The sequence below is a fragment of the Sphingomonas sp. genome (assembly GCF_042095875.1).
GTDB lineage: Bacteria > Pseudomonadota > Alphaproteobacteria > Sphingomonadales > Sphingomonadaceae > Sphingomonas.
This window is the reverse complement of the sequence record NZ_JBELMJ010000048.1, coordinates 1-19392: the sequence shown is the minus strand read 5'-3', so window position 1 is coordinate 19392 and position 19392 is coordinate 1. Positions and strand designations below refer to the sequence as shown.

Genomic DNA, 19392 nt, shown 5'->3' with positions numbered 1-19392 from the left:
CGGCGGACGACGTGTCGGCAGCCGCCGACCGCGCGGGCGAGAACATCGAGCAGGCTGGTGACCGCGCCGCGGCCGAGTCGAGGGAAGCCGCGCGCGATGCCGACGCCGCCGCTGACCGGGCAGGCGAGAAGATGGAGCGCGCCGGCGACCGCGCCGCCGATCGCACGGGCGCCGCGCTCCAGAACGCGGGATCGGCGATCCGCGACTGATACGACGCGACCGGCAGCGTGACCGTCACGCTGCCGGTTGTTCTACGCGCCGATGATGCAAGGTGCCGATTTAGGCGGTGGTGGACGCACTTGGGCTCGAACCAAGGACCCGCTGATTAAGAGTCAGCGGGCGCGCATCAACCGGGCCGGCAACTACCCGCGTTTACGCCCTTTTTCAAGCAGGGGGGTGCAGAATGGGCGAGGGGGGTGCAATCGACCATCCGCAACGGTCCATTAACCCCGCTGCGTCATGCTCCCGACATGGACTTCACGGAAGAGGAACGGCGCGCATGGCACGAGGCCCGGCGACGCGGCGACGACGATGCGGACGGTTGTTCGGACGGTGTCCCGGCGCACGTCTGCCTCCACTGCGGCAATGAGTTCGTGAGCAGCGCCGGCGTCGTGACCGAGGACGCTGCGATATGCGACGTCTGCAACGGAGACTGATTAGGCGCTGCGGCGATCGGCGAGCAGTTTGATGCCGCCGAGTACCACGCCCCCGACGATTGTCGCCAGCGTGGCCCACAGCTTGTTGTTGCTGTCATTCGCCTTGGCGGCGGTCTTCGCCTGCCTCGTCTTCTCCCGCTCGCGCTTGAGATAGAGCCTGGTGAACTCGAGGCGCGCCTGATCAGTTTCAAGGTTCTGGGCGATGTGCGACAGGCTCTCGGAATCACCCTTGATCGCGGACTTTATGCTGTCCTGCGCGCCCCTCTGGCTCTCCGCCGCCATGTCGGCGATGCGCTTAACGGCTTCATAGGATCCGGCGATCGCCTGGAATACCTGGATGAACTCCTGCGCGGAGATGCCGCTGATGGAGCCGTTCTGTACACCGTCGATGATCTGCTGAACCTTGGGTGGCAGCTTGCGCTCGCCGTCGCTGGCCGCGTCGTCAGGCATCATCGTGTCCATGATTCGTCCCCCCTCGTCGACACGCTAGCGGAACGTCGATCGGGTCGCCACGCAGTTCCTAGTCAGCCCCAAATTCGCGACGCTTCGCGGCCTCCTCCATGAGCGCCGCCGCCCGCTTCTGGTCCTCACGCGCGGCGAGATACTTGAGCGCCATCTGGTAGGTGCTGTGACCGATGACGCTGACGATGGTCGCGACGGTCGCGCCGGCCTCGTTGAGCGTGCCCGCGGCACTGTAGCGCAGGCCGTGGAACGAAATGTCGACCCAGCCCTGCTCGTCGAGCCAGGATCGCAGGTGCTCGCTGTACAGGCGTTCCGAATAGGCCTTGCCGTTGTCCTGGACGAGCAGCTGCGGCGCGTCGTCCTTATCGTTCGCACCCAGTCTGCGGGCGAGCAGGTTCACGAGCGGACCGGTCGCGTATACGTCGACCAGGTTGCCGGTCTTCTCCTGCCGGATGCGCACCTGCGGACCGACCGACTGCGACTTGAGCATGTTGCAGCAGGTCTTCAGCCGCTGTCCAGTGTAGGTGCCGAGGATGACCCCGTCGCGAATGTGTCGCGGGCCGTGCTCGATCGCGTACTGGATCTGGTGCTCGGTCCACGGCTTGCGGCCGTCGACGTTCTTCTTCCGGTGCAGCTTGCGCATGCCGCCCGCCGGATTCCGCGCGATGTGGTGGTTCTCGACCGCCCAGCCGAACAGTGCGCTCAGGACCGACTTAAAGTAATCGGCCGTCCGAGCGCCCGTGGTCTTCGTCACGGGGGCCGGCGGCTTGCGCTTCGAACCCTTCCGTCCCGCCTCGGCAGCGGCGGCATCGTCGGCCTCGCGCTTGGCAATGGCCGCTCTGCGCGCCTCGACGGTCGCCGCCTTCACCTGGCTTCGCATGTTCTGTACGCCTTGGGGGCTGAGCCTGGCATACGGAAGATCGCCGGCCATGCGGCAGAGGCGGTCCAATTCGCGATCGTAGTCGGTGCGCGTCTTGTCGGCGAGCTGATCCCACTCGTCGCTCCTGCGATACATATCGACCAGGGACCTTATCGACCCCTCGTCCGCACGCTGCGCCTTGGCCAGGATCTCGCCCTCCACCTTGGCCAGGAGCGGCGCGTAGACGCGCTGGAATCTTGCCTCGCCGGGCTGACCGGGGATGCGGGTGCGCTCGACGAGGGGATGGCGGAAGTACCATCGATATCGTCCGTTGCGCAGTCGCTTGTCGAGGAAGCGGAGCTGAACCTCGGTCATCAGCCCGCCTTCGCGAAGCGCGCGGCGAACGGGTCGGCGTCGCGATCGCGGTCGTTGGCGGCGCCGCCGGCGGCGCCGCCGGCGGCGACGCCGAACTGGCGATCGATCATCGCATCCAGGTCGTCGCGGAGCCACACCCGCACGCCGCCGTCGCGAATCCCAGCCGGGTAGGTACCCGCCTTGACCCGGTCCAGGAAGGTCTGCTCGCTCACGTCCAGATAGGCGGCGGCGGTGGTCGCGCGCATGCGGCGGGGGACGAAGGCGAAGGTCATGCCGACACCGTACGGCGTCCCAGCCTTCCCGCGCCGAGACAGCGGGATTGCACTCCCATGACCGAAGCGGCGATCCGCCAGCCTATCGCGTCGATCGCGTGGGCACCGTCCGCGACGCGGACTGGACGATTTAGGACCGGTACGGCGGATGGGCAGCTCTCGCGCGCCCATGCCACCAGCAGCAGCGTCACGTCCCCGGCGGGTTGGTCGCGCCACCATTGGCCGGTGAAGGCCGCGAGCAGGAGAAGCGCGACGGCGGGAATCATCCAGGCGCGCACCGGCGTCACGGCTGCCATCCGGGTACGAGGCTCATCAGGCGCAGCACGTCGATGCGAGTGAGTGAGCCGATGGCGACCAGCGGCTCGAGATCGGCCGCGCACAGGTGGCGGAGTTCCGGCTTCGAGAAGGAGGGCGTCCGCAGGGTGCATAGCGCCTCGATGATCTCGACCATGGTCCAGCCGCGCACGTCGACCTCGATCACGCGGCGCTGCTCGAAGGCCATGATGACGTCGAGATTGGTCAGCACGTTGCCGCTCAGGCCGCTGTCCGACAGGAAGACGCCACGTACCGATGTCCAGTGGACCGGGAGGGCGATGGGTCGGCCGCGCCGCCGTTCGCCGCTCACAGGACCCTCGCGACCTGATTGCGCGCGCAGGTCAGATCGATCACGCCCAATTCCAGCAGGGCGTCGACGTCGGCGATCGTCATGCGACGATACGCGGATTGCCGGTCCGGAGCGGCCTCGGCCATGCGGCGCCCGTCCAGAATCCAGACGCGCCCGTCCGGCAGTGTCACGGTGCCGTGGAGCCCATCCAGGGTCTCGTGGATCGAACCTACGACGTACAGTTCCGGCATGCGCCCTCCGCGCGTCGCGGGGGCGCTCGGCGGTACGCCTTTCGCTCCTCCCCATCACGACCGGACGCATTTCAGCAGTTCTTCAGTCCATCCTCTGGCTAGCGGGGTTCCGATCAGAGCATTGGTGCAGGAGAGCAGCCCAACGCATCGCCTCCACCACCCCGTCGAGCCAGCCGCCCTCCACCAGATCCGCGAGCACGTCCTCGGTCCAGTCTGGCCGCGCACGGATGAGCGTCGAGGCCCTACGCAGGTGCGCCTCGACGGCGGGCTGCGCGCGGTAGCAGTTGTCGATCATCAACGCGCCTCCGCTGGCTGCATGTCTCCGATCCAGCGCATCGCGCCCATCGGTCCACCAAGGGCATCCATCAGCACCCCCGCCACGTCCTCGGCCGCTTCCGGCCGGTCGCGGACCGCAGCCTCGATCACTCGCAGCGCCAGCGGCCAGAGCCGCTTGAAGTAGCGCGAATGATCGGGGTCCGCCTCCGCCAGTTCGTCGGCTTTGCCGCGGCGGTGGTCGATCTGCACGACGCCGGTGAGACCATCCTCAACGTACACGGTGGCGGTGAGGGCCCCGGCGGTAGCGACCACCAGCGTCTCGGCTTCGCGGATGCAGGCGATGGATGTGGTCACGCCGCCCGGTCACCGTGTTCGAGGACCGCCACGCACGTTCCCATCAGCCGCATCGCTTGCATGACGTCCATGCGCATGAAGCTGGTGAACTGATCGAGCTCGTCGCCGACGATGTCCAGCCAGTGTGCAATGCCGACGGGCCAGAGGCTGGCGCAGACGAGGATTGCCGCCAGCCGGCACGCCATACCCTCGCAGTGGCGGGGCAGGGTCCTGCGCATCTGGTCGTATCGGCCACGCAGGATGGCCACCTGACCACGCTTGGCGTCGGAGCGCCTGATCAACCGCTTAGGATCGACGTCGAGGCTTGCGTAGCCGCGGCCCCCGTCGCCCGCGGGCTGTACGGTGGCGGCGCTCAGCATCCGCTCCAGGGTCGAACGATTGAGGTACAACGCGGTTTGGCGGTCCATCACCGATCCTCGTCGTCGATCAACCGAACCAGCCCGAGGGCATGCGCGAGATGCAGCGCGGTGGGCAGCGTCACGTCGCGGCGCTGAGTGCCCTCGGGGCGATCGTTGAACAGCATGCTGATGTGGCTGCGGGCGTAGCCGCTGCGCCGGGACAGCTCGGACTGGCTGATGCCCTTCTCAGCCATCGCGGCCTTGACCTGCGCGAAGCTGCGCGCGGCCTCGACGCCCTGCGGGCTGGTTGCGTAGTCGTCGCTCACCGGTCTTCCTCCCCAACCTCGGCCACGTCGTCGGGATGGACACCGCCGCCGCTCATCGTGCCCACGTCGTACCCTCCGGTCACCTTCACGATGCGACCCTGATCCATCAGCGTCTCGAGATCCTTGGTGATCCCGAAGGGGCGTTTCGCCCCCTCGTTGAAGTCGATGCCCCCGTTCGCCGGCGCCAGGCCGAGGACCGGCGTCTTCCCTTCGGCCTTGAGGAACATCAGGCGTTCGACGAGCTCCTTCTTCGTGACGGCCTTGCGCTTGTCGTGCGGGATCTCGCGATAATTGTCGGCTTCGCGGTGCTCGGCGATGAGCTTGCGCAGTGTGGTGACGATAAGGAAGCGCGCGGCCTTCCGGGTGTCGATGGGCGGCGTGCTGGTGCCCCCGATCTGGCCGGTCGTGGGATCACCGCCGGCGGCAAGCCAGTCCTCGTAGTTGCGCGGCTCGCCGCGCATCACCGCCGTGTAATCGGTGTAAAAGCCGTCGTCGTCGCGCTTGAGCCAGATCTTGCCGCGTGAGAAGGCCACGTTGCCGTCACACCGGGCGACGAGGCAGTCGCCGAGATCGCGCTTAGACTTGGCGATGCCTCGATTGAACAGGGGCATCGCCTCGAACCAGGGGCGCATCTTGTCGCTGCCGGCGCGCATCGCTTCCTGTGGTCGCGGCTTCGCCCATTCGACGATGAGGCGCGACAGTGCGGACCATGCGCCGCTGCCCTTCAACCGCGAAAGGATGTCGGCATCGGGATCGTCCCATGCGTACCTCACCTCCTTCGGCGTGTGCGCGATCGCGATGATGGCCACCTCGTTGCGATCGCCCTTCTGATTGAGGTGGAACAGCATGTTCGCGATCCCGACGTCCTCGACGCTGTTGAAGCCGGAGCAACTGGTCACGGAGTCGATGACGAGGTTGACGACCATGTCCTCGGCCGGTCCGCCATCCGCCTTCACCTCGGCGTTCCAGGCCTCGATCGAGTCCCACAGCCATTCGTGAGTGGCGGTGGGCAGCCAGTCCATCTTCTCGCCGTCGCGCCGATACTCCATGAGGAAGGGGTTCAGCGACGGAAACTCCGCCTTCGACATGCTGATCGGCGCGATGCTGACGATCCGCGACATGACCAGCGCGAGATCCTCGTCGCGGTAGCCCATGCGCATGAACAGCTTGCGCAGGCGGCGGCTGACGCGATCCTCGGTCTCCTCGCCGCTGTACCAGAAGGTGACGCCGCGACGCATGACCTCGAAGGTGTTCCACGCCGTCGGCGCGGCGGTGCTCGCGGTGTCGATCGCCGCCATCACTGTTACGATGCCGCTGATCGCCCAGGTCTTGCCGACCTTGGCCGGGCCGAAGTGCGGGGAGAGGCCCGACCAGGGGTGCCAGCCGTCGATGCCGAACCTCTCGTCCGGCGCGGTCGACGCGACGGCCTGGGCGGCGCGCATGCGGGCATAGGCGCGGGTGAGCAGGAGGGTCGGTCGCTTTGAGGGCGGACCGGCGTCGTTGGCCGCCCAGGGCGAGGACGGCGGTGGCGAGCTCCGCGTCGCGTCCTCGGCCTCGAGCTGCGCGTCGATCGCGCGTTTCGCCGCGTCGCGCGCCGCCCTGATCTCCGCATCCTTGAACTTCGTGGCCATGGTGCCCTCCCTGCCTCAATGACGATTTTCTCAGATCGTTCAGTCGAAGAGACCGGGGACGGTCACGGCGGGGGAGGGGCGGAGCGGGCGGCGCATCCGATCGGCGCGGGCCGCGTGGAGGGGCATGGGATCCACTTCTGGGCTCAGGCCAAGCGTGTCCCACAGGCTGGTCTGGGTCCAGGCGTGGAGGACGGTGCCGAACCCGAAGTCGGCCGGCAGGACGATCGGCCTGGTCCGGCCGGCGAGATCGAAGGCGACCCGCAGGAGGTCTGAGAGGCCGGTGAGCGTGAAGTTGCCGAGCAGCGCCAAATCCGCAGCCTGATCGAGGAGAAGGTGGTCGTCGTCGTCGATCAGCGTGTCATCGTTTTCATCGATCGCGCGGACCTTGAGGATGCATTCCAGCTCCTCCGCCCATCGGTGTGCTTCCATGCGGTCGGCAACCGGCCACTCCAGCCCGGTCACGACACCCTCCAGCAGGATTCTGCCGACCGCCGCGAGGGCGAGGGCGCGTCTGTCCCATACGAACTGTCGTGTCGGCACCGCCTCCGGATCGAACGCGGGATCGGCGAGATCGTCGGAGGCGAAGACGGCATCCTCGTCGAGGCTGGCGAGCATCTCCTCGTCGTCAGTGCGGAAACGATGCCGGACCAGCGTCCAGCCGATCGCGACCGCGCCCGGCATGCCGAATTCGTTGACGACGGCAAGCCCAGCGCGACCCAGCAACGTAGCGGGATCGTCGCCGGCGAGGAAGCGAATCCGATCGCGGAGCGCCCGCGACTGACGCGAGGGGCTGACCTTGATAAGGGACGCGATTGTGGGAACCCCCGGCGGGTCGATCTCGGCCTTGGTGGCCACCCTGCATCCTTCCATGTCGAAACCGGTGTGCATCGTGAACTCCCGATGCGCCGACCACGTCAGCGCCGCCGGTCACTCTGTACCGAGCATAGGAACTCGTCAACTATCAAGTTCCTATGAGCATTCCGTTGTTGTCCAACTGGTCCTGATGCAGCGCCTCAAGGTCGCGGCCGCAGCTGTCGGTTTCCGACAAACTGACAAACGCCGCTGTCAGTTGTCGGGAGCCGACATACGCCAAACCCCGGAAATGCGGCGTTCTTCCGCCTCCGATGTCAGAACTGACAAACGGCCGTCAGTGCTATAATGGCTTGCGGATGATCAACCGCGAAGTAGATAAGCCACTGAAACGAAAGACATCTTTGGTGGGCTGCCGGAAAACTGACAACTGACAGAGTCCTTTAGTATCTACGATACATATCCGGAAGGGATTGCATCCCTTCGGATATGGATCGAGATGCGATACCGAAGACGGGGCGAGTGGGGTTGGTGCGGTAGATGGACCGGGTGCTCTGGATATCGGCCACGCGACATCGCGCCTCCCACGATAACCGCAAGGGTGATGCACCAGAGATCATCGTCGAAGGCAGGGAACCTGCCGCCGGTCCTATGCAACGATTAAACCTAAGAGAACCTTACGGAATACGATTGCATAGGAATATGTCAGGTGGTACGATCCGTTTGTGATGACACGGGGTCGTCACTGGAGATCCGGACGTCCGCCACCGCCACCGCCACCGCCACCGCCACCGCCACCGCCACCGCCACCGCCACCGTCGACGCCCGGGCAGCCCTCCGCGCGATCGGCCGAGCAACCAGGATCGGCGGCGCGCTTCATCGCGGCACGGTACGCGGGCTCAACGACGTGGCCTTCCGCGCAATGCGCCACGAGCGCGGCGAAATGCCGAAGCGCCTGGACCGGCCGTCAAAGTTCACGATCAGCGGCACGCAGGTCGTTCGCGCCACCGTCGCCGACGCAGTCCCGGCGGCGACGATCCACGTCGAGGACAAGCGTGCGCGCTATCTGCGCTGGCAGAAGGAGGGCGGCACCGAGAACCGCGCTGCCGCCGCCCAGTCGCGCGGGAGCGGATCCGAGGCGCTCGTCACCCCGGTGGCCGAGATCGTGCGCGACCATTTGGGCGGCGCCGGCCGGAACGCGGTCAAGCGGGCCCTGGCGCTCCCCCGAACCTTCGTGGCGCGCATGCGCAACCAGCTGCATGGCGGTGTCTTCCAGCGGACCGGCGTCGGCCGCGGGATTGGCTCGCTCCTGATCTTCAGCGACCAGGTCGACTTCGACGCGCCGATGCTGCTCTTCGAGGACGATGTGAGTGCGTACGCCGCACCACGGATCCGGGTAGCGGTGGGCAGGTCGATCGACCGCGAATTGTGGCGAGCGATGCGGCGATGATCGTTCCCTCTGAGGTTTACATGGAGCGACGGCAGACTGCGGGCGCCGATCCTCGGGGGCTGACAGCCGATCTCTTAGGGTGATAGCATTCACGGCGAGGGAGTACGGCACGCATGAACCTGGACGATCTGCCGGAAGCAACGAAGCGCCTGCACGACCTGATCGTGGATTTCGAGCCGGTCACGATGGCGATGGATGCCGTTCAGCGGGAGTTCGACGTCACCGAAGACGCTGTCCGGGCGCGCTTCAAGACCCACTATAGGATCACGCCCGAGGAACTGGCGACACGTCACACGCAGGACAACTCGATCGAAGGCTACATCCGCGAGTTCAAGAGCAAGCACAGCGACTATCACCCAAGCCGACTTCAGCATGCCGGCGAGAGGTTCTACTTCGTCGTTGACGACAAGAAGACCGGCGAGGAGGTGAAGCGCTGGTATCGCTTCCTGATACATCACGGTTCGATGGCCGTGGTCATTGATGAAATCACGCACGTTCACGGTGACGTGCTCGATCCGATCGTCCTCGATGACATCGCCCGGCAAATCGGCTGGAAGCGCTGGTCGCACTGGCCCGATGTTGGTCGCCAGCCCAGCAAGCTGTTCGGCGACAAGCGCTACAAGCCGGTCGTTTCGCAGTTTTAACGCCAGCGCCGTCATAGAAACGGCGCTGACGTCACCTCACCAGGCCGACCAGGCCTTCGCGATCTCGGGCCCGCCTGCGTCACTGGCGAACGGCCGGAGGAACGCTCCGAAACCGTCCGGGCCGAGCTCCCGCGCCGGCGCTACCAGATGGACGTGCGCGTCCCGCCTGACGCCGCTGCGGGCGGGGACGTGCAGAACCGCAACCACCGCCATATCGCGCTTCTCGCAGAACTCGACCCGGGCGAACGCCTGGATCCTCGGCCACTCGACAAGGATGCGATCGCTCTTGTGGATGTCGAACTTGGCGACGCACGCCAGATCCTTGATGCCGACGAACGCTTCGGCCTCGTACCGCTCGGCCAGTCGCTTGGCATCCAGCAGGTCGGACGGCGCATCTGCCGGGAGCATGACGCTGTGGGCGGCGGTGGCGTGCCAGTCGCCCATCCAGTGTCCGACCCTGCCGTGGCAGAGCTTCGTCCACATGAACTCGCGCAGGTCGGCAGTGTGGTCGCGCCCCGCCAGCGTTCGCCGTAGCACGCCCCAACCGACGTCCCCTCCGGCATCCGTCATCACCATGGGCGCACCGGAGGGTGCCCCGATCGCCGCCGTCCAATGCGACTTGAAGGGCTGTCTCTTACTCATGTCGTGGTCTCCTAGGCGGGCGTGTCGTGCTACGCCGGCCCGTCGCTTTCCCCTCCACGCACGCGCAAGCCGTGCCTTCTTCACTCAATATAAGCCAGTTGCGCCTGAGGGTTAGGCGATGCAGTCTGATGTCGAAACGGGAGGATCGAGGGCATGACTAACGAGGAGATTAAAGCCGAGACGAAGAAGATCGACTTGATCTATCAGGCGCTCAAATGGAGTCCGATGATCGTGCTGGTCGGACCCCGCCTGCTCAACGGCGTCGACGGCGGCGACATCGTCATGGCGATCTTCGCCTTCTTCCTGTGCGGCATCTCTAATAGGCTTCTGGCGCAGCCGGTGGCTAACGCCATGTTCAAGCGACTGACTAAGCGCATGCTGGATGACCTTTCCCGAGGACAGCCGGTCGCCAGCGGCTACAGCTGGTGGAACCCACGACCAGGCGCGATGATCATTACTGGCGACGATCGCATCGGCCTCGTGCACACCTGCACCGACTATCAGCCAATCGAGATCACGCCCGACCAGATCATGAAGGCGAGCGTCGAGGTGGAGACGACCACCACCGCCAAGACGAAGACGAGCGGCTCGCCCATAATCGGCTTCATGGGATCCAGCGGGATCGGCGGAGGCTGGTCTTTCGGCCGGCGTTCCACCACTACGTACCATCAGCGACACGACTACAGTGTCGAGATCATGTGGCAGACGGGCCGCAACGCCCATCCGCACTGCGCCGTTATCTCGGCGGGCGATCGGACGGCTGCCGAGTCCATGGCCGGGATCGTCAACAGGATGGTGGGCCAGGCACCGCTGCGCCAGGTGGGTGCGAGTGGCCCTGCGATCGAGGACGGCCCGGCGGCGCCCGCCTTGGCCTGACCGCTGACCCGCTCCTGGAAGGGCTGCGCCGAATGGCTGTCACGGGTCCTTCCAGGGGGGATCGGCACGGCATGCGGGGGGGGCGCAAGTCCCGGCCTTTGGCTGCGTAAATCGGCGTAAAAACGCATTTATACACCTGAGCCGCCGAAACCTGCCCTAAGCGGGCGCGGGAAGGCGCGCGCGTGCGACCATGGACACCGACCCGCACATTCGCGGGAATGGCTGTTTCCCGGGAGTGTCCATCCGCGAGGCACAGCGCCGTGCCAACGCCATCGACGACTGGGTGGCGAAGCGGGCGGAAAACGACCGCCGTCATCAGCGCGTCGACGATCTTCTCGTTGAGTCCACGGACGAGGACCGAGCATGGGTGAAGTCGGCGCGCTGCCGCGCGGAGTCCGACGTGCGCACCGCTCGCGAAACCTTCATCCGCTGGGCGATTCCCGTCATGCTTGGTGCACTGGCGACCGTCGTCGCCATCTGGCTGCGCGAGGGGCGGACGTCCGCCGCCGCCACGGCGATCGCTCCCGTCGAGATCCGCAACGTCGTGCAGACCTTGGCGGACCCGACGGCCGGCCGCTGATCAGATTCCTGCCGGTTTTCTCGGTCGCGTACGACCGTCGCGGCGCACTTCGACGATGACGCCGTCCATGTGACGTGCAAGCTTCGCGGCGACAATCACGGGATCCTGCTGCGGCGGGGATGCAGCCTTCAGGTCGCGATGCTTCTGCCGCTTCGCCATCTTCTCGGCATGCGCCGCTGCGCGCTCGAGGGCTTTCGCACGACGCTCCGCCGCCCCCGCCGCCTTGCGTCTGGCCTGCCGCTTCAGGAATGCGGCGTGCTCCTCCGGCGTCGGCTTCGCGCGCGGCTTGCCGAACCAGCCGCGCGAACCGGGGCCGATGATCGTGGAACCGCCGTTGTAGCCGCCCTTGCCCATGGCGCGATCCTGCATCGCGCAACGCAGTTCGGCAAGCGCGGGAAGGCGGGTTCGGGCGACCATGCGCGGATGCATGCGAACGAGCACCAGGGCCTCGAGGCCACCCTCCGCGCCGAACACGAGGCCCGCGCCCAACGGTTCGCCCCCAACCGTCACGAACGTCGCGCCATCGCGGTTCTGGAACGCAGCGAGGCTGCAGGCGATCGCGGGACGCCGGCCTTCTCCGGCACCGCGTTCTTTGTCGACGTCATCTGAGGATGACAAACTGCGTGCATACGCATGCCGGCGACGCACTGATGGCGCCGTCCTCACGGTCCCTGATCGCCGCCGTGCGACGGACGCGCGCCAGCCGCGACTATGCCGGAGTGATCCCGGACGACGCCGCGATCGTCCGCCTAGTCGCAACCAAGCGCTGGTCGCTGAAGCCCGGCGGTTGCCGCATCGTGCTGCGGGACGCCGCCTGAACCGAGCGGTACTTGTCTATTATGTACTAGACAAATGCTTAAGCGGGTACTTGTCGCCGAGTCGCGACCACGGGAGAATCGTGGCCGTACCACAGGGGAGCCACCATGACCGTCGTGCCAGTCTCCTATGCCATCCTCGGACAGCGCAAGCTCAAGATGCACGAGCTGGTGAAGACGCGTCAGCACAATTCCCGCGAGGAGGAGGTGGGCAACGCTGAGCCGGACGGCGCGCCGCCGCTGGTCGTCTTCGGCGACCCGGACACGCATCGCGCCGTACGCTCCAGGCTGGCCGAACTTGGCATCTCTCCGCGCAAGGGCGCGGTGGTCGCGCTTGAGCTGATGATCGACGTTTCGAAGGCGTGGTGGGTGTCCAAGGATCGCGGCGTGGAGGCCGTGCAGCGTCTCGCGATCGAGCGGCAGGTACGGGCGTATCTGGCCGATCGCTACCCGGATCCGCGATGCATCATCAGCATGATGTGGCATCTCGATGAAACGACAAATCACCTTCATATTATCGCCATTCCGGCCCGCCTGCGCGTGGACCGTCGGCGCCGCGACGTCGACGAGATCTGGTCGCTGTCCGCGCGTGGCGACCTGCTGCCGAAGATGACGCAGGCGGACAGGAAATCGGCGTACGAGACTGCTTGCCGGGCGGGCATGGGCGGGCGCGGGCAGATGGCGCGGGAGCAGACGATATTCGCCGGGTTCATGGAGCCGCTGAAGCTCCAGCGGGGCAGGGTCTGGAGCGGCACGCCCAACAAGCCGAATGGCGTCTACCAAGCGGAATTGGCTGCGGCGATCACAGCGAACGACGCGTCCAGGGCGGAGCATGATCGCGCCCGCGGCGACTTCGAAGAGAGGCTGCTGGCGACCGCCGAAGCCATGGAGGAGTTCGCCCGCACGAAGGCCGAGCTGGAGGCGCTGGCTGCGGATCTGGAGCGTCGCGAAAGGGCGCTGGCCAACGAGGAGGCGCGGGTCTCGGCGGACGCGGCGGCGGTCCAGGAGAGGGCCGACAAGGCGACCGCGTGGGAGGCCGAGGCGCGTCGTCGCGAACGTTCGCTGACGGACCGGGAAGCCGGCGTCGCAATCCGCGAGGAGCGCACCGCCCACGCCATGCGACGATTGTCCGGCGTCCTCGCCGACGCCGACGTGGTCGCGTCCGCGATCGACGCGATGGGCGAGAAGGGCGCGCGGTTCCGCAGCGTCGAGGACGTGATCCGCCGCCTCGGATCGGTGGTCGGCGATGCCGGCATGCGGGACGCGGCGTTCGCCCGCGACCTCCGTCAGGCGCGCTCCGCCGGCCTACTCTGAGCCGCGTCGCGAATCGTCGTCGTCGAGCGCGAGGCGTGTGCCGACGGGCATCGTCTGGGATCGCCTCCGGGCTTCGTCACGGGCGACCTTGAGCGCGCCGCGCTCCTGACGGCGGGCCTGGGCTGCGGATCGTTCCTCGGCGCGCCTACGCCGCGCGTCGTCGGTACGGTCTCCCTTGCCGAGCGTGTCGCCCAGGCCGAGTTCGGCGGCTATCGCGCGCTTGCGCTGGCTGTACGCAGGGGGCGCAAACGGGAAGCTGTCGTCCAGCCCCCAGCGCTCCCGGTACACTTCGGCCGACATGCCGTGCGCGCGCCCGAGATGGGTCTTGAGGAGGATCGTCGCCGCGCCGCATTCGAGACAGGCGATCGCATTCTCGGTCACCGAGAGTTCGCGTCGTTCGTCCGACGTCAGGCCGGACGCGCTCGCGGGATGGGCGTGGTGCGGGAGCGGGCCGAACTCCTTCGCGCGCTCCCGCACGTTCTCGACGGCCGGCCGTGGTACGGACGCCGGATCGACCGCGGGCAGGTAGACCTCTTCGCGTGCAGCCATGAAGCGACGGGTCATCTCCGCTATCTCGCGGTGCAGATCGTCCGGCGACAGGGTCCGTCCGTAGTCCGAGCAGGTCACCCACCTCACCGCGATGTCGTATGCTTCCGTCTCGGTCATGTTTCCTACGGCTTCCTGTACGATCCTCCACATCATCGTCGCGATCCTCCGCAGGGTCAACATGCCGAGGAGGTGCTAAAGCAAGAGAGGTTGAGCCTGCCGGTCCACCGCGAGCGTCAGGCGAGCCATGATCGCGGCATCGACCGCCTGGCGATAGTGGATGGTGCGACAACGCTCGGCTTCCTCGAAGCCGACGGGAGCCCAATCATCCGTCGGATAGACGGTATCGTAGATCACGCGCGCCGTCGCACGCAGGGCTGGGTCGTGGGCGAGATGCATCGTGTCCTCGATCGAATCGGCCGGGATTGTAGGCGCGGTCGAAGATAGAACGTAACGGGAACACGGTGCAACCCGCCCACGGGTCCGCCGCCGCCGGGGAGGGGGTCAGGCGGCGACGGATTCGGTGCGGCCGGCGGCGAGCAGCTCGCGCAGCTCCGGCAGGACGCGGCGACGCAGATAGCTGACGAACTCGTCCGGCTGGTCGGCGTCGATGGTGTACACGTCCTCGGTCATGACGCCGGCGTCGTTGTGCGGCATGAGCAGGTGGACGTGGAAGATCTGATCGAGATCACCCCGTGCGCCGGGGTCGCCGTAGACGTGGCAGGGTGCCGGTTCGATGCGCATCAGCCGCATGGCGATGCCTTCTCCCGCCGCCTCCTCGATCATATCCTTAGCGGCCCGCGCGATCGCGTCCCTTGTCCGGGCGCTCGCCGGTGCGCGATCGCGCAGGTCAATCATGTGAAGCACGTAGAGGTCGGCGATCCGCTGGCGCTTGGCGTACGTGTCGATGGCGCAGAACCTCCCCGGGGACGTCACCAGGGTCGTCATCTCGTGTTCGAGACCGTGGTTCGGCTGGAAGCGCACGGCGATGTCGGCGGCGTCGAAGCAGGTGCCGGCATGCGGCCGAACCGTCATCGCTCCGTGGTCCATCAGGTAGCGCGCCACACCGGCGGCTTCCGCGGCATCGTGGATCTGATCCCGCAGGGCGTCGATCTCGACCATGAGATCGTGGCGCTTCGTCGAGGTCCGCTTCTTCGTCATTTCATCCCTCCAGATGGTTGCACCTTCCACCTGCAGGCATTCAACACTCAATAGGTCAGCAGAAGACGATCCGAGACGTGTTCGGATTCGAGGGTCTGACCGTCCATCTGGAATCGGCGGAGCATCGACCGGCCGACCTGCACGTACACCTCGCGCTCGAACAGCCCGTTCGGAATGGGCAGGGCGATCTTTCGGTCGCCGGACTTCTTGCTGCCGTCCAGGCTCAGCGCGACCCGGACCCCGCGATCCTTCGCACGCGCTACGACGTCGAACAGGCGGGGCAGGCTGAAGGACTGCGCTCCGTAGATGATCGTCTGGCTGTCGGCGTACGGAGGATCGAGGTAGCAGACGTCACCGTCCTGCGCGCGGTCGATGGCGCTTTCAAAGTCCGCGTGCACGAACTCGGCGAACCGGGTACGGGCCGCCCAGATCCGCGCCCGTTCCGCGAAGCTAGCCGGGGACATGGGATTGTGCGGACCGCACGGCGTGCTCATGTAGCCGTCCGCCTTGCGGAAACGCACGACGCCGCCGTAGCAGAGTCTCGACAGGAACAGCAGGTCGGCCCCGTTCGGTCCGGCGTTATAGGACGCTTTCACCTTCTCGTAGGCTTCGACCTTGCCCATCCGACTGATGGTCGCGTGCCGATCGGCATACCAGCCGATCACGGCTTCGGTATCGTCGTGGAGTTGGCGCCAGATCTCTATCAGCGGTCCAAAGACGTCCGACGCCACGGCGTGCCGCGGCGCGAGGCGCGCCAGGACTGCACCGCTCCCGAGGAAGGGTTCGAAGTACGTGCCGTATGTGGTTGGCAGGTAGGAGATGATCTCCTCGGCGAACTTCTGCTTGTTGCCGATCCACTTCAGCAGCTGACCCTTCAACGGCGGCATCTCCACACGGCCGCCATCTAGCTCCAGCGAGATCTGCCTGTAAGCATGGTCGGCACGATTCGGTGACGAGGGGGGCACATGCGGGCCGACGGCAGATTCAAAGGGTTGGACAAGGGGTTTTGGGCGCATGTTCGTTCTCTATCGCAGACGCTGGGCTATACGGATCGCGGAAAGGGCACGATCAAGATACCGACCCTCGCCCAGATTCTGGCCGGGATGGAGAAGCTCGAGCTTCATAGCAAGCACCTCGTCACGAAGGGCAAGCCGACAGCCTTCACCAACACCCTGATCGACTATTTCACATACCGTGCGGAGGTCCTCAACGACACCGTCCAGCATCAGCTGATGAACGCGGCGGAAGCCAAGGCGCTGTATGAGCACCTGCTCGGCAAGCAGGAATACAAACTCGCCGCGACGATGAACAAGCAGAAGGGCGAGAAGAAGCAGATCGCCTACCTGACCGGCATAGTGAACATGCTGATCGAGGCGAACGCGGACGGCCTCGAGTTCGATCACGACCCACGACAGCTCACCACGATCACGCGCGACGGCATGCCGCTGCGGACCCTAGCACGCCGGGTCGACGGAGCGTTTCCGTCGCCGGTCAACCCGGTCGCCGTCTGGGAGATCAAGGAGTACTACCACACGACGACGTTCGGCAGCCGTGTCGCCGACGGCGTCTACGAGACGTTGCTCGACGGGCTTGAGCTCGAGGAGATGCTCGAGGAGACCGGCATCAAGGTCGAGCACGTCCTGATGGTCGACGCCCATTACACGTGGTGGGAGTGCGGCCGCGCCTATCTATGCCGCATGATCGACATGCTTCACATGGGCTACGTCGATGAAATCCTGTTCGGCGGCGAGGTCGAGGAGCGACTGCCCGAAATCGTGAAGGGCTGGGTCGCGAAGACGCGAGAGAGGCAGGCCGAGGCGATCAAGGTGCTCGCCGACGACACGCCGCTGCTCTAAAAGGCGAAACCCGTCTGGGCAGGTGGCGGCGTCGCGCCATGCACCTCCCGGACGGAATAGCTCGGCTTGCCGATTGCGAGCCCCTGCGCGTTCAGCTTCACGGTCTCGGTCATGCTGACGTCGAGTACCGTGTTCGGCGGTGCAGCCACGCGGTTGTGCTGGAAATCGTCCACCCAAGCGGCCGCCTTGTCCACCATTTCGGCGTCGATCGCCTTACCTTGGTAGAGCAATGACCAGCGCGCACCGCCCTCGTACTGCGCAGCCTTGATACGGACCACGCCTCGAATGTTCGACACGCTTTCCGTCGGCGCGTCCTCGGTCGTAATTGGAGGAGCGGCAATAATCTCGCGCGCAGTCTGCCTGTCGATCTTTGTGACCGGCTGGTCGTCGTGAAGAAAGGTGACGTCCTCGTATCCCTCGCGCTCGAGCGGCTTCAAGACGGCTTTGACGTTCTTCGTGACCTCGGGATCGACGAGCAGCTTGGCCGTCTCAGTGGACACCTCCAGTGAATGGACATGCACGTCGCCGGCGATGTTGATGATCGTCGTGCCGGTCTGGCTTCCGGTGGTCAGCGTGATGCCGGGCTTCGCATCCGGTTTGTCGCCGTAGATGCGCTTGAGAAGGCCGAAGAGGCCTAGACCAGCCCCTCCGATGATACCGACCCATTCGGCGATGTCCTTGGCGGTCGCCACGTCCTTGTGGCCGATCAGGACGGCAGCCTGTTCGAAGATCGACTGGACAAGGCTGAGATCTAGCTGGAAGCACTGCTGCTCGACGTCGGCGTCGACCATGACGCGGATCGATACGGCGTCGCCGTTGAACTTGCGGTTTGCAATCTGGACGATCTCAGCCATTGCCAGGAGGGCAGGAGCGAGATCCTGCACGTCCATCTCGTGGCCGGCGAGCGCTGGGCCATCGTACCTGATCCTGGTGCGAACGTGCCGCGCCATCTCAACCATCCCAATCACCCCTTCAGTGTTGGCTTAGCACATCGCATTCGCAGCGCTAGTGAACGGGAGAACGATCTAGAGGTGAGAATATGCACGAAGTGGTCGAGCTGGCGGAAGGCGACGCAGCACCTGCGAAGCTGCAACTCATGGTCGACACGGACGTCTGGTTCGAGCTCGCCAAGGATTATCGGCAACGACCGACGATCACTGCATTGGAGGAACTCAAGAAGGCCGCGGTGCTGCAGCTCCTGGTGCCGCAGCAGGTGATCGACGAATTCGCACGTAACAAGGCGCGGATCATCAAGGAGAGCGGCCAGAGCCTCACGGCTACCTTCCGGCGGGTCAAGGAGGCTGTAAAGCAGTTCGGCCGTGAGGAAGGGCGGGATCACGTCCTGGAGCAACTCGGTGACGTCGATCACCGCATCGCGATCCTCGGCGAAGCCGTGAATGAGTCCATCGGCCGGATCGAAGCCCTGTTCGCTAGCGCGACGGTCATCGAGACCGATGACACGTCCCTGCTGGCGGCCGCGCAGCGAGCGGTCGACAAACGTGCGCCGTTCCACCGGCACAAGAACAGCATCGGCGACGCGATCCTAATCGAACTCTACGGTCGGATGATCGCGGAGGACGAGAACGAGGACGTGTTCGCTTTCGTCACTCACAACAAAACGGACTTCAGCGCCGTAGAGGGAGACGCCCGCCTGCCTCACCCGGACATATCGGAGCTGTTCGGTGAGCGATCGTTCTATTCCCTGAACCTCAATACCTTGCTGAATGAGCAAGCACCCGAATGGCTCGAAGAGCTTCAGGCAGAGTTCGAGTGGGAGGAGCATCCTCGGCGCCTGTCGGAAATCATCGAGGCCCAGGAGCTGCTATTCCGGCAGGTTTGGTATAACCGCCATTGGAACCTCCGCATCGCGATCGAGGAAGGCAGGCACAAGGTTCTGCCGGCTTCGGAGTATTCGACCAGCCCCTACAAAAACGATGAGACGCTGGACACCGTGTGGGCCAGCGCCCTGGCCGCAGCGAAGCGCACGGAGGAGGAGGTTGGAATGGAGAACCTCGGCCCTTGGGACGATTTCGAGTGGGGCATGCTCAACGGCAAGCTCAGTGCGTTGCGGTGGGTCATGGGAGACGAATGGGACATGCTCGACACGTGAGCGAAGCCTGCGAGGGGGTGCAGTCCGCTACCCGCCCCCCTCGTGCCGCATCGTGCCGAAACGACCGCACGGTTGCACCCCCCAGAGGAGGACCCCCGAAGGGAATTATCCAACTATCACAAGGAGGGAAGGTGGTGGACGCACTTGGGCTCGAACCAAGGACCCGCTGATTAAGAGTCAGCTG

28 protein-coding genes and 1 pseudogene are annotated in these 19392 nt (G+C 65.6%); 10 read left to right on the top strand and 19 right to left on the bottom strand.

Annotated features, from left to right (window positions below; genetic code table 11):
• Both ACFDS6_RS14255 and ACFDS6_RS14250 read left to right on the top strand, forming a co-directional pair.
• A pseudogene (locus tag ACFDS6_RS14255) lies at positions 1 to 209 on the top strand (hypothetical protein); the annotation flags it as partial.
• Positions 210 to 416: 207 nt separating this feature from the next.
• Positions 417 to 656 (top strand): hypothetical protein, encoded by a 240-nt coding sequence (locus tag ACFDS6_RS14250; protein WP_375272758.1) that lies wholly within the window; start codon positions 417 to 419, stop codon positions 654 to 656.
• On the opposite strand, the gene ACFDS6_RS14245 is transcribed toward ACFDS6_RS14250, so the two are convergent.
• The 12 genes from ACFDS6_RS14245 to ACFDS6_RS14190 form a co-directional block, all read right to left on the bottom strand.
• On the bottom strand, positions 657 to 1118 hold the full coding sequence (locus ACFDS6_RS14245; RefSeq protein ID WP_375272757.1) for a hypothetical protein: 462 nt from the start codon (positions 1116 to 1118) through the stop codon (positions 657 to 659).
• Between the two features lie 58 nt (positions 1119 to 1176).
• Positions 1177 to 2352: a tyrosine-type recombinase/integrase gene (locus tag ACFDS6_RS14240; RefSeq protein WP_375272756.1), complete on the bottom strand. Its 1176-nt coding sequence runs from the start codon at positions 2350 to 2352 to the stop codon at positions 1177 to 1179.
• Positions 2352 to 2624 (bottom strand): hypothetical protein, encoded by a 273-nt coding sequence (locus ACFDS6_RS14235; protein WP_375272755.1) that lies wholly within the window; start codon positions 2622 to 2624, stop codon positions 2352 to 2354. The genes ACFDS6_RS14240 and ACFDS6_RS14235 overlap by 1 nt, the downstream gene beginning before the upstream one ends.
• Positions 2621 to 2920, bottom strand: coding sequence for a hypothetical protein (locus ACFDS6_RS14230; RefSeq protein WP_375272754.1), 300 nt, complete (start codon positions 2918 to 2920; stop codon positions 2621 to 2623). The genes ACFDS6_RS14235 and ACFDS6_RS14230 overlap by 4 nt, the downstream gene beginning before the upstream one ends.
• Positions 2908 to 3249, bottom strand: a complete 342-nt coding sequence (locus tag ACFDS6_RS14225) for a hypothetical protein (protein ID WP_375272753.1) — start codon at positions 3247 to 3249, stop codon at positions 2908 to 2910. The genes ACFDS6_RS14230 and ACFDS6_RS14225 overlap by 13 nt, the downstream gene beginning before the upstream one ends.
• Positions 3246 to 3479, bottom strand: a complete 234-nt coding sequence (locus ACFDS6_RS14220; RefSeq protein ID WP_375272752.1) for a hypothetical protein — start codon at positions 3477 to 3479, stop codon at positions 3246 to 3248. Before ACFDS6_RS14220 ends, ACFDS6_RS14225 begins: the two co-directional genes overlap by 4 nt.
• Positions 3480 to 3561: 82 nt before the next feature.
• On the bottom strand, positions 3562 to 3774 hold the full coding sequence (locus ACFDS6_RS14215; RefSeq protein WP_375272751.1) for a hypothetical protein: 213 nt from the start codon (positions 3772 to 3774) through the stop codon (positions 3562 to 3564).
• Entirely contained in the window at positions 3774 to 4109 is a 336-nt protein-coding gene (locus ACFDS6_RS14210; RefSeq protein ID WP_375272750.1) for a hypothetical protein, read from the bottom strand. The genes ACFDS6_RS14215 and ACFDS6_RS14210 overlap by 1 nt, the downstream gene beginning before the upstream one ends.
• Positions 4106 to 4516 carry a hypothetical protein gene (locus tag ACFDS6_RS14205; protein ID WP_375272749.1) on the bottom strand — a complete coding sequence of 137 codons (411 nt, stop codon included), beginning with the start codon at positions 4514 to 4516 and terminating at the stop codon, positions 4106 to 4108. Before ACFDS6_RS14205 ends, ACFDS6_RS14210 begins: the two co-directional genes overlap by 4 nt.
• Positions 4516 to 4773 carry a helix-turn-helix domain-containing protein gene (locus ACFDS6_RS14200; RefSeq protein ID WP_375272748.1) on the bottom strand — a complete coding sequence of 86 codons (258 nt, stop codon included), beginning with the start codon at positions 4771 to 4773 and terminating at the stop codon, positions 4516 to 4518. The genes ACFDS6_RS14205 and ACFDS6_RS14200 overlap by 1 nt, the downstream gene beginning before the upstream one ends.
• Positions 4770 to 6404 (bottom strand): AAA family ATPase, encoded by a 1635-nt coding sequence (locus ACFDS6_RS14195; protein WP_375272747.1) that lies wholly within the window; start codon positions 6402 to 6404, stop codon positions 4770 to 4772. Before ACFDS6_RS14195 ends, ACFDS6_RS14200 begins: the two co-directional genes overlap by 4 nt.
• Before the next feature lie 39 nt (positions 6405 to 6443).
• On the bottom strand, positions 6444 to 7292 hold the full coding sequence (locus ACFDS6_RS14190) for a hypothetical protein (RefSeq protein ID WP_375272746.1): 849 nt from the start codon (positions 7290 to 7292) through the stop codon (positions 6444 to 6446).
• Positions 7293 to 7923: 631 nt separating this feature from the next.
• Between ACFDS6_RS14190 and ACFDS6_RS14185 the strand changes: the two genes are divergently transcribed.
• Together ACFDS6_RS14185 and ACFDS6_RS14180 are read left to right on the top strand one after the other, a co-directional pair.
• Positions 7924 to 8664: a hypothetical protein gene (locus tag ACFDS6_RS14185; RefSeq protein WP_375272744.1), complete on the top strand. Its 741-nt coding sequence runs from the start codon at positions 7924 to 7926 to the stop codon at positions 8662 to 8664.
• Between the two features lie 113 nt (positions 8665 to 8777).
• Positions 8778 to 9308 carry a hypothetical protein gene (locus ACFDS6_RS14180; RefSeq protein WP_375272743.1) on the top strand — a complete coding sequence of 177 codons (531 nt, stop codon included), beginning with the start codon at positions 8778 to 8780 and terminating at the stop codon, positions 9306 to 9308.
• Positions 9309 to 9344: 36 nt separating this feature from the next.
• On the opposite strand, the gene ACFDS6_RS14175 is transcribed toward ACFDS6_RS14180, so the two are convergent.
• The gene (locus tag ACFDS6_RS14175) at positions 9345 to 9950 is read right to left on the bottom strand and encodes a hypothetical protein (RefSeq protein ID WP_375272742.1); all 606 of its coding nucleotides are present in this window, start codon (positions 9948 to 9950) and stop codon (positions 9345 to 9347) included.
• A gap of 153 nt (positions 9951 to 10103) precedes the next feature.
• On the opposite strand from ACFDS6_RS14175, the gene ACFDS6_RS14170 reads away from it, so the two are divergent.
• Together ACFDS6_RS14170 and ACFDS6_RS14165 are read left to right on the top strand one after the other, a co-directional pair.
• Entirely contained in the window at positions 10104 to 10826 is a 723-nt protein-coding gene (locus ACFDS6_RS14170; protein ID WP_375272741.1) for a hypothetical protein, read from the top strand.
• A gap of 190 nt (positions 10827 to 11016) precedes the next feature.
• Positions 11017 to 11406, top strand: coding sequence for a hypothetical protein (locus ACFDS6_RS14165; protein ID WP_375272740.1), 390 nt, complete (start codon positions 11017 to 11019; stop codon positions 11404 to 11406).
• Here ACFDS6_RS14165 and ACFDS6_RS14160 read toward each other — a convergent pair whose 3' ends face one another.
• Entirely contained in the window at positions 11407 to 12024 is a 618-nt protein-coding gene (locus tag ACFDS6_RS14160) for a hypothetical protein (protein ID WP_375272739.1), read from the bottom strand.
• 5 nt (positions 12025 to 12029) lie between these two features.
• Here ACFDS6_RS14160 and ACFDS6_RS14155 point away from each other — a divergent pair, with 5 nt between their 5' ends.
• Positions 12030 to 12224, top strand: coding sequence for a hypothetical protein (locus tag ACFDS6_RS14155; RefSeq protein ID WP_375272738.1), 195 nt, complete (start codon positions 12030 to 12032; stop codon positions 12222 to 12224).
• Between the two features lie 105 nt (positions 12225 to 12329).
• The gene (locus ACFDS6_RS14150) at positions 12330 to 13535 is read left to right on the top strand and encodes a plasmid recombination protein (RefSeq protein ID WP_375272737.1); all 1206 of its coding nucleotides are present in this window, start codon (positions 12330 to 12332) and stop codon (positions 13533 to 13535) included.
• On the opposite strand, the gene ACFDS6_RS14145 is transcribed toward ACFDS6_RS14150, so the two are convergent.
• The 4 genes from ACFDS6_RS14145 to ACFDS6_RS14130 form a co-directional block, all read right to left on the bottom strand.
• Positions 13527 to 14201: a MucR family transcriptional regulator gene (locus ACFDS6_RS14145; RefSeq protein ID WP_375272736.1), complete on the bottom strand. Its 675-nt coding sequence runs from the start codon at positions 14199 to 14201 to the stop codon at positions 13527 to 13529. The genes ACFDS6_RS14150 and ACFDS6_RS14145 overlap by 9 nt on opposite strands.
• A 75-nt stretch (positions 14202 to 14276) precedes the next feature.
• The gene (locus ACFDS6_RS14140; protein WP_375272735.1) at positions 14277 to 14480 is read right to left on the bottom strand and encodes a hypothetical protein; all 204 of its coding nucleotides are present in this window, start codon (positions 14478 to 14480) and stop codon (positions 14277 to 14279) included.
• Positions 14481 to 14585: 105 nt separating this feature from the next.
• Positions 14586 to 15242, bottom strand: coding sequence for a hypothetical protein (locus ACFDS6_RS14135; RefSeq protein WP_375272734.1), 657 nt, complete (start codon positions 15240 to 15242; stop codon positions 14586 to 14588).
• A gap of 47 nt (positions 15243 to 15289) precedes the next feature.
• Positions 15290 to 16129 carry a DNA adenine methylase gene (locus ACFDS6_RS14130; RefSeq protein ID WP_375272759.1) on the bottom strand — a complete coding sequence of 280 codons (840 nt, stop codon included), beginning with the start codon at positions 16127 to 16129 and terminating at the stop codon, positions 15290 to 15292.
• A 78-nt stretch (positions 16130 to 16207) separates the two neighbouring features.
• Here ACFDS6_RS14130 and ACFDS6_RS14125 point away from each other — a divergent pair, with 78 nt between their 5' ends.
• The gene (locus ACFDS6_RS14125) at positions 16208 to 17098 is read left to right on the top strand and encodes a hypothetical protein (RefSeq protein WP_375272733.1); all 891 of its coding nucleotides are present in this window, start codon (positions 16208 to 16210) and stop codon (positions 17096 to 17098) included.
• Here ACFDS6_RS14125 and ACFDS6_RS14120 read toward each other — a convergent pair.
• Entirely contained in the window at positions 17095 to 18057 is a 963-nt protein-coding gene (locus ACFDS6_RS14120) for a hypothetical protein (RefSeq protein WP_375272732.1), read from the bottom strand. The genes ACFDS6_RS14125 and ACFDS6_RS14120 overlap by 4 nt on opposite strands.
• An 80-nt stretch (positions 18058 to 18137) precedes the next feature.
• On the opposite strand from ACFDS6_RS14120, the gene ACFDS6_RS14115 reads away from it, so the two are divergent.
• Positions 18138 to 19208, top strand: a complete 1071-nt coding sequence (locus ACFDS6_RS14115) for a PIN domain-containing protein (protein WP_375272731.1) — start codon at positions 18138 to 18140, stop codon at positions 19206 to 19208.
• The last annotated feature ends 184 nt before the right edge of the window (positions 19209 to 19392 follow it).

Bases quoted from the DNA above. Each gene is read 5' to 3' on its own strand.
- ACFDS6_RS14245 (WP_375272757.1), bottom strand. From the start codon at position 1,118: ATGGACACGATGATGCCTGACGACGCGGCCAGCGACGGCGAGCGCAAG.
- ACFDS6_RS14240 (WP_375272756.1), bottom strand. From the start codon at position 2,352: ATGACCGAGGTTCAGCTCCGCTTCCTCGACAAGCGACTGCGCAACGGA.
- ACFDS6_RS14235 (WP_375272755.1), bottom strand. From the start codon at position 2,624: ATGACCTTCGCCTTCGTCCCCCGCCGCATGCGCGCGACCACCGCCGCC.
- ACFDS6_RS14230 (WP_375272754.1), bottom strand. From the start codon at position 2,920: ATGGCAGCCGTGACGCCGGTGCGCGCCTGGATGATTCCCGCCGTCGCG.
- ACFDS6_RS14220 (WP_375272752.1), bottom strand. From the start codon at position 3,479: ATGCCGGAACTGTACGTCGTAGGTTCGATCCACGAGACCCTGGATGGG.
- ACFDS6_RS14215 (WP_375272751.1), bottom strand. From the start codon at position 3,774: ATGATCGACAACTGCTACCGCGCGCAGCCCGCCGTCGAGGCGCACCTG.
- ACFDS6_RS14205 (WP_375272749.1), bottom strand. From the start codon at position 4,516: ATGGACCGCCAAACCGCGTTGTACCTCAATCGTTCGACCCTGGAGCGG.
- ACFDS6_RS14195 (WP_375272747.1), bottom strand. From the start codon at position 6,404: ATGGCCACGAAGTTCAAGGATGCGGAGATCAGGGCGGCGCGCGACGCG.
- ACFDS6_RS14190 (WP_375272746.1), bottom strand. From the start codon at position 7,292: ATGCACACCGGTTTCGACATGGAAGGATGCAGGGTGGCCACCAAGGCC.
- ACFDS6_RS14180 (WP_375272743.1), top strand. From the start codon at position 8,778: ATGAACCTGGACGATCTGCCGGAAGCAACGAAGCGCCTGCACGACCTG.
- ACFDS6_RS14175 (WP_375272742.1), bottom strand. From the start codon at position 9,950: ATGAGTAAGAGACAGCCCTTCAAGTCGCATTGGACGGCGGCGATCGGG.
- ACFDS6_RS14170 (WP_375272741.1), top strand. From the start codon at position 10,104: ATGACTAACGAGGAGATTAAAGCCGAGACGAAGAAGATCGACTTGATC.
- ACFDS6_RS14165 (WP_375272740.1), top strand. From the start codon at position 11,017: ATGGACACCGACCCGCACATTCGCGGGAATGGCTGTTTCCCGGGAGTG.
- ACFDS6_RS14150 (WP_375272737.1), top strand. From the start codon at position 12,330: ATGACCGTCGTGCCAGTCTCCTATGCCATCCTCGGACAGCGCAAGCTC.
- ACFDS6_RS14145 (WP_375272736.1), bottom strand. From the start codon at position 14,201: ATGACCGAGACGGAAGCATACGACATCGCGGTGAGGTGGGTGACCTGC.
- ACFDS6_RS14140 (WP_375272735.1), bottom strand. From the start codon at position 14,480: ATGCATCTCGCCCACGACCCAGCCCTGCGTGCGACGGCGCGCGTGATC.
- ACFDS6_RS14135 (WP_375272734.1), bottom strand. From the start codon at position 15,242: ATGACGAAGAAGCGGACCTCGACGAAGCGCCACGATCTCATGGTCGAG.
- ACFDS6_RS14130 (WP_375272759.1), bottom strand. From the start codon at position 16,129: ATGCCGCCGTTGAAGGGTCAGCTGCTGAAGTGGATCGGCAACAAGCAG.
- ACFDS6_RS14125 (WP_375272733.1), top strand. From the start codon at position 16,208: ATGCGGGCCGACGGCAGATTCAAAGGGTTGGACAAGGGGTTTTGGGCG.
- ACFDS6_RS14120 (WP_375272732.1), bottom strand. From the start codon at position 18,057: ATGGTTGAGATGGCGCGGCACGTTCGCACCAGGATCAGGTACGATGGC.
- ACFDS6_RS14115 (WP_375272731.1), top strand. From the start codon at position 18,138: ATGCACGAAGTGGTCGAGCTGGCGGAAGGCGACGCAGCACCTGCGAAG.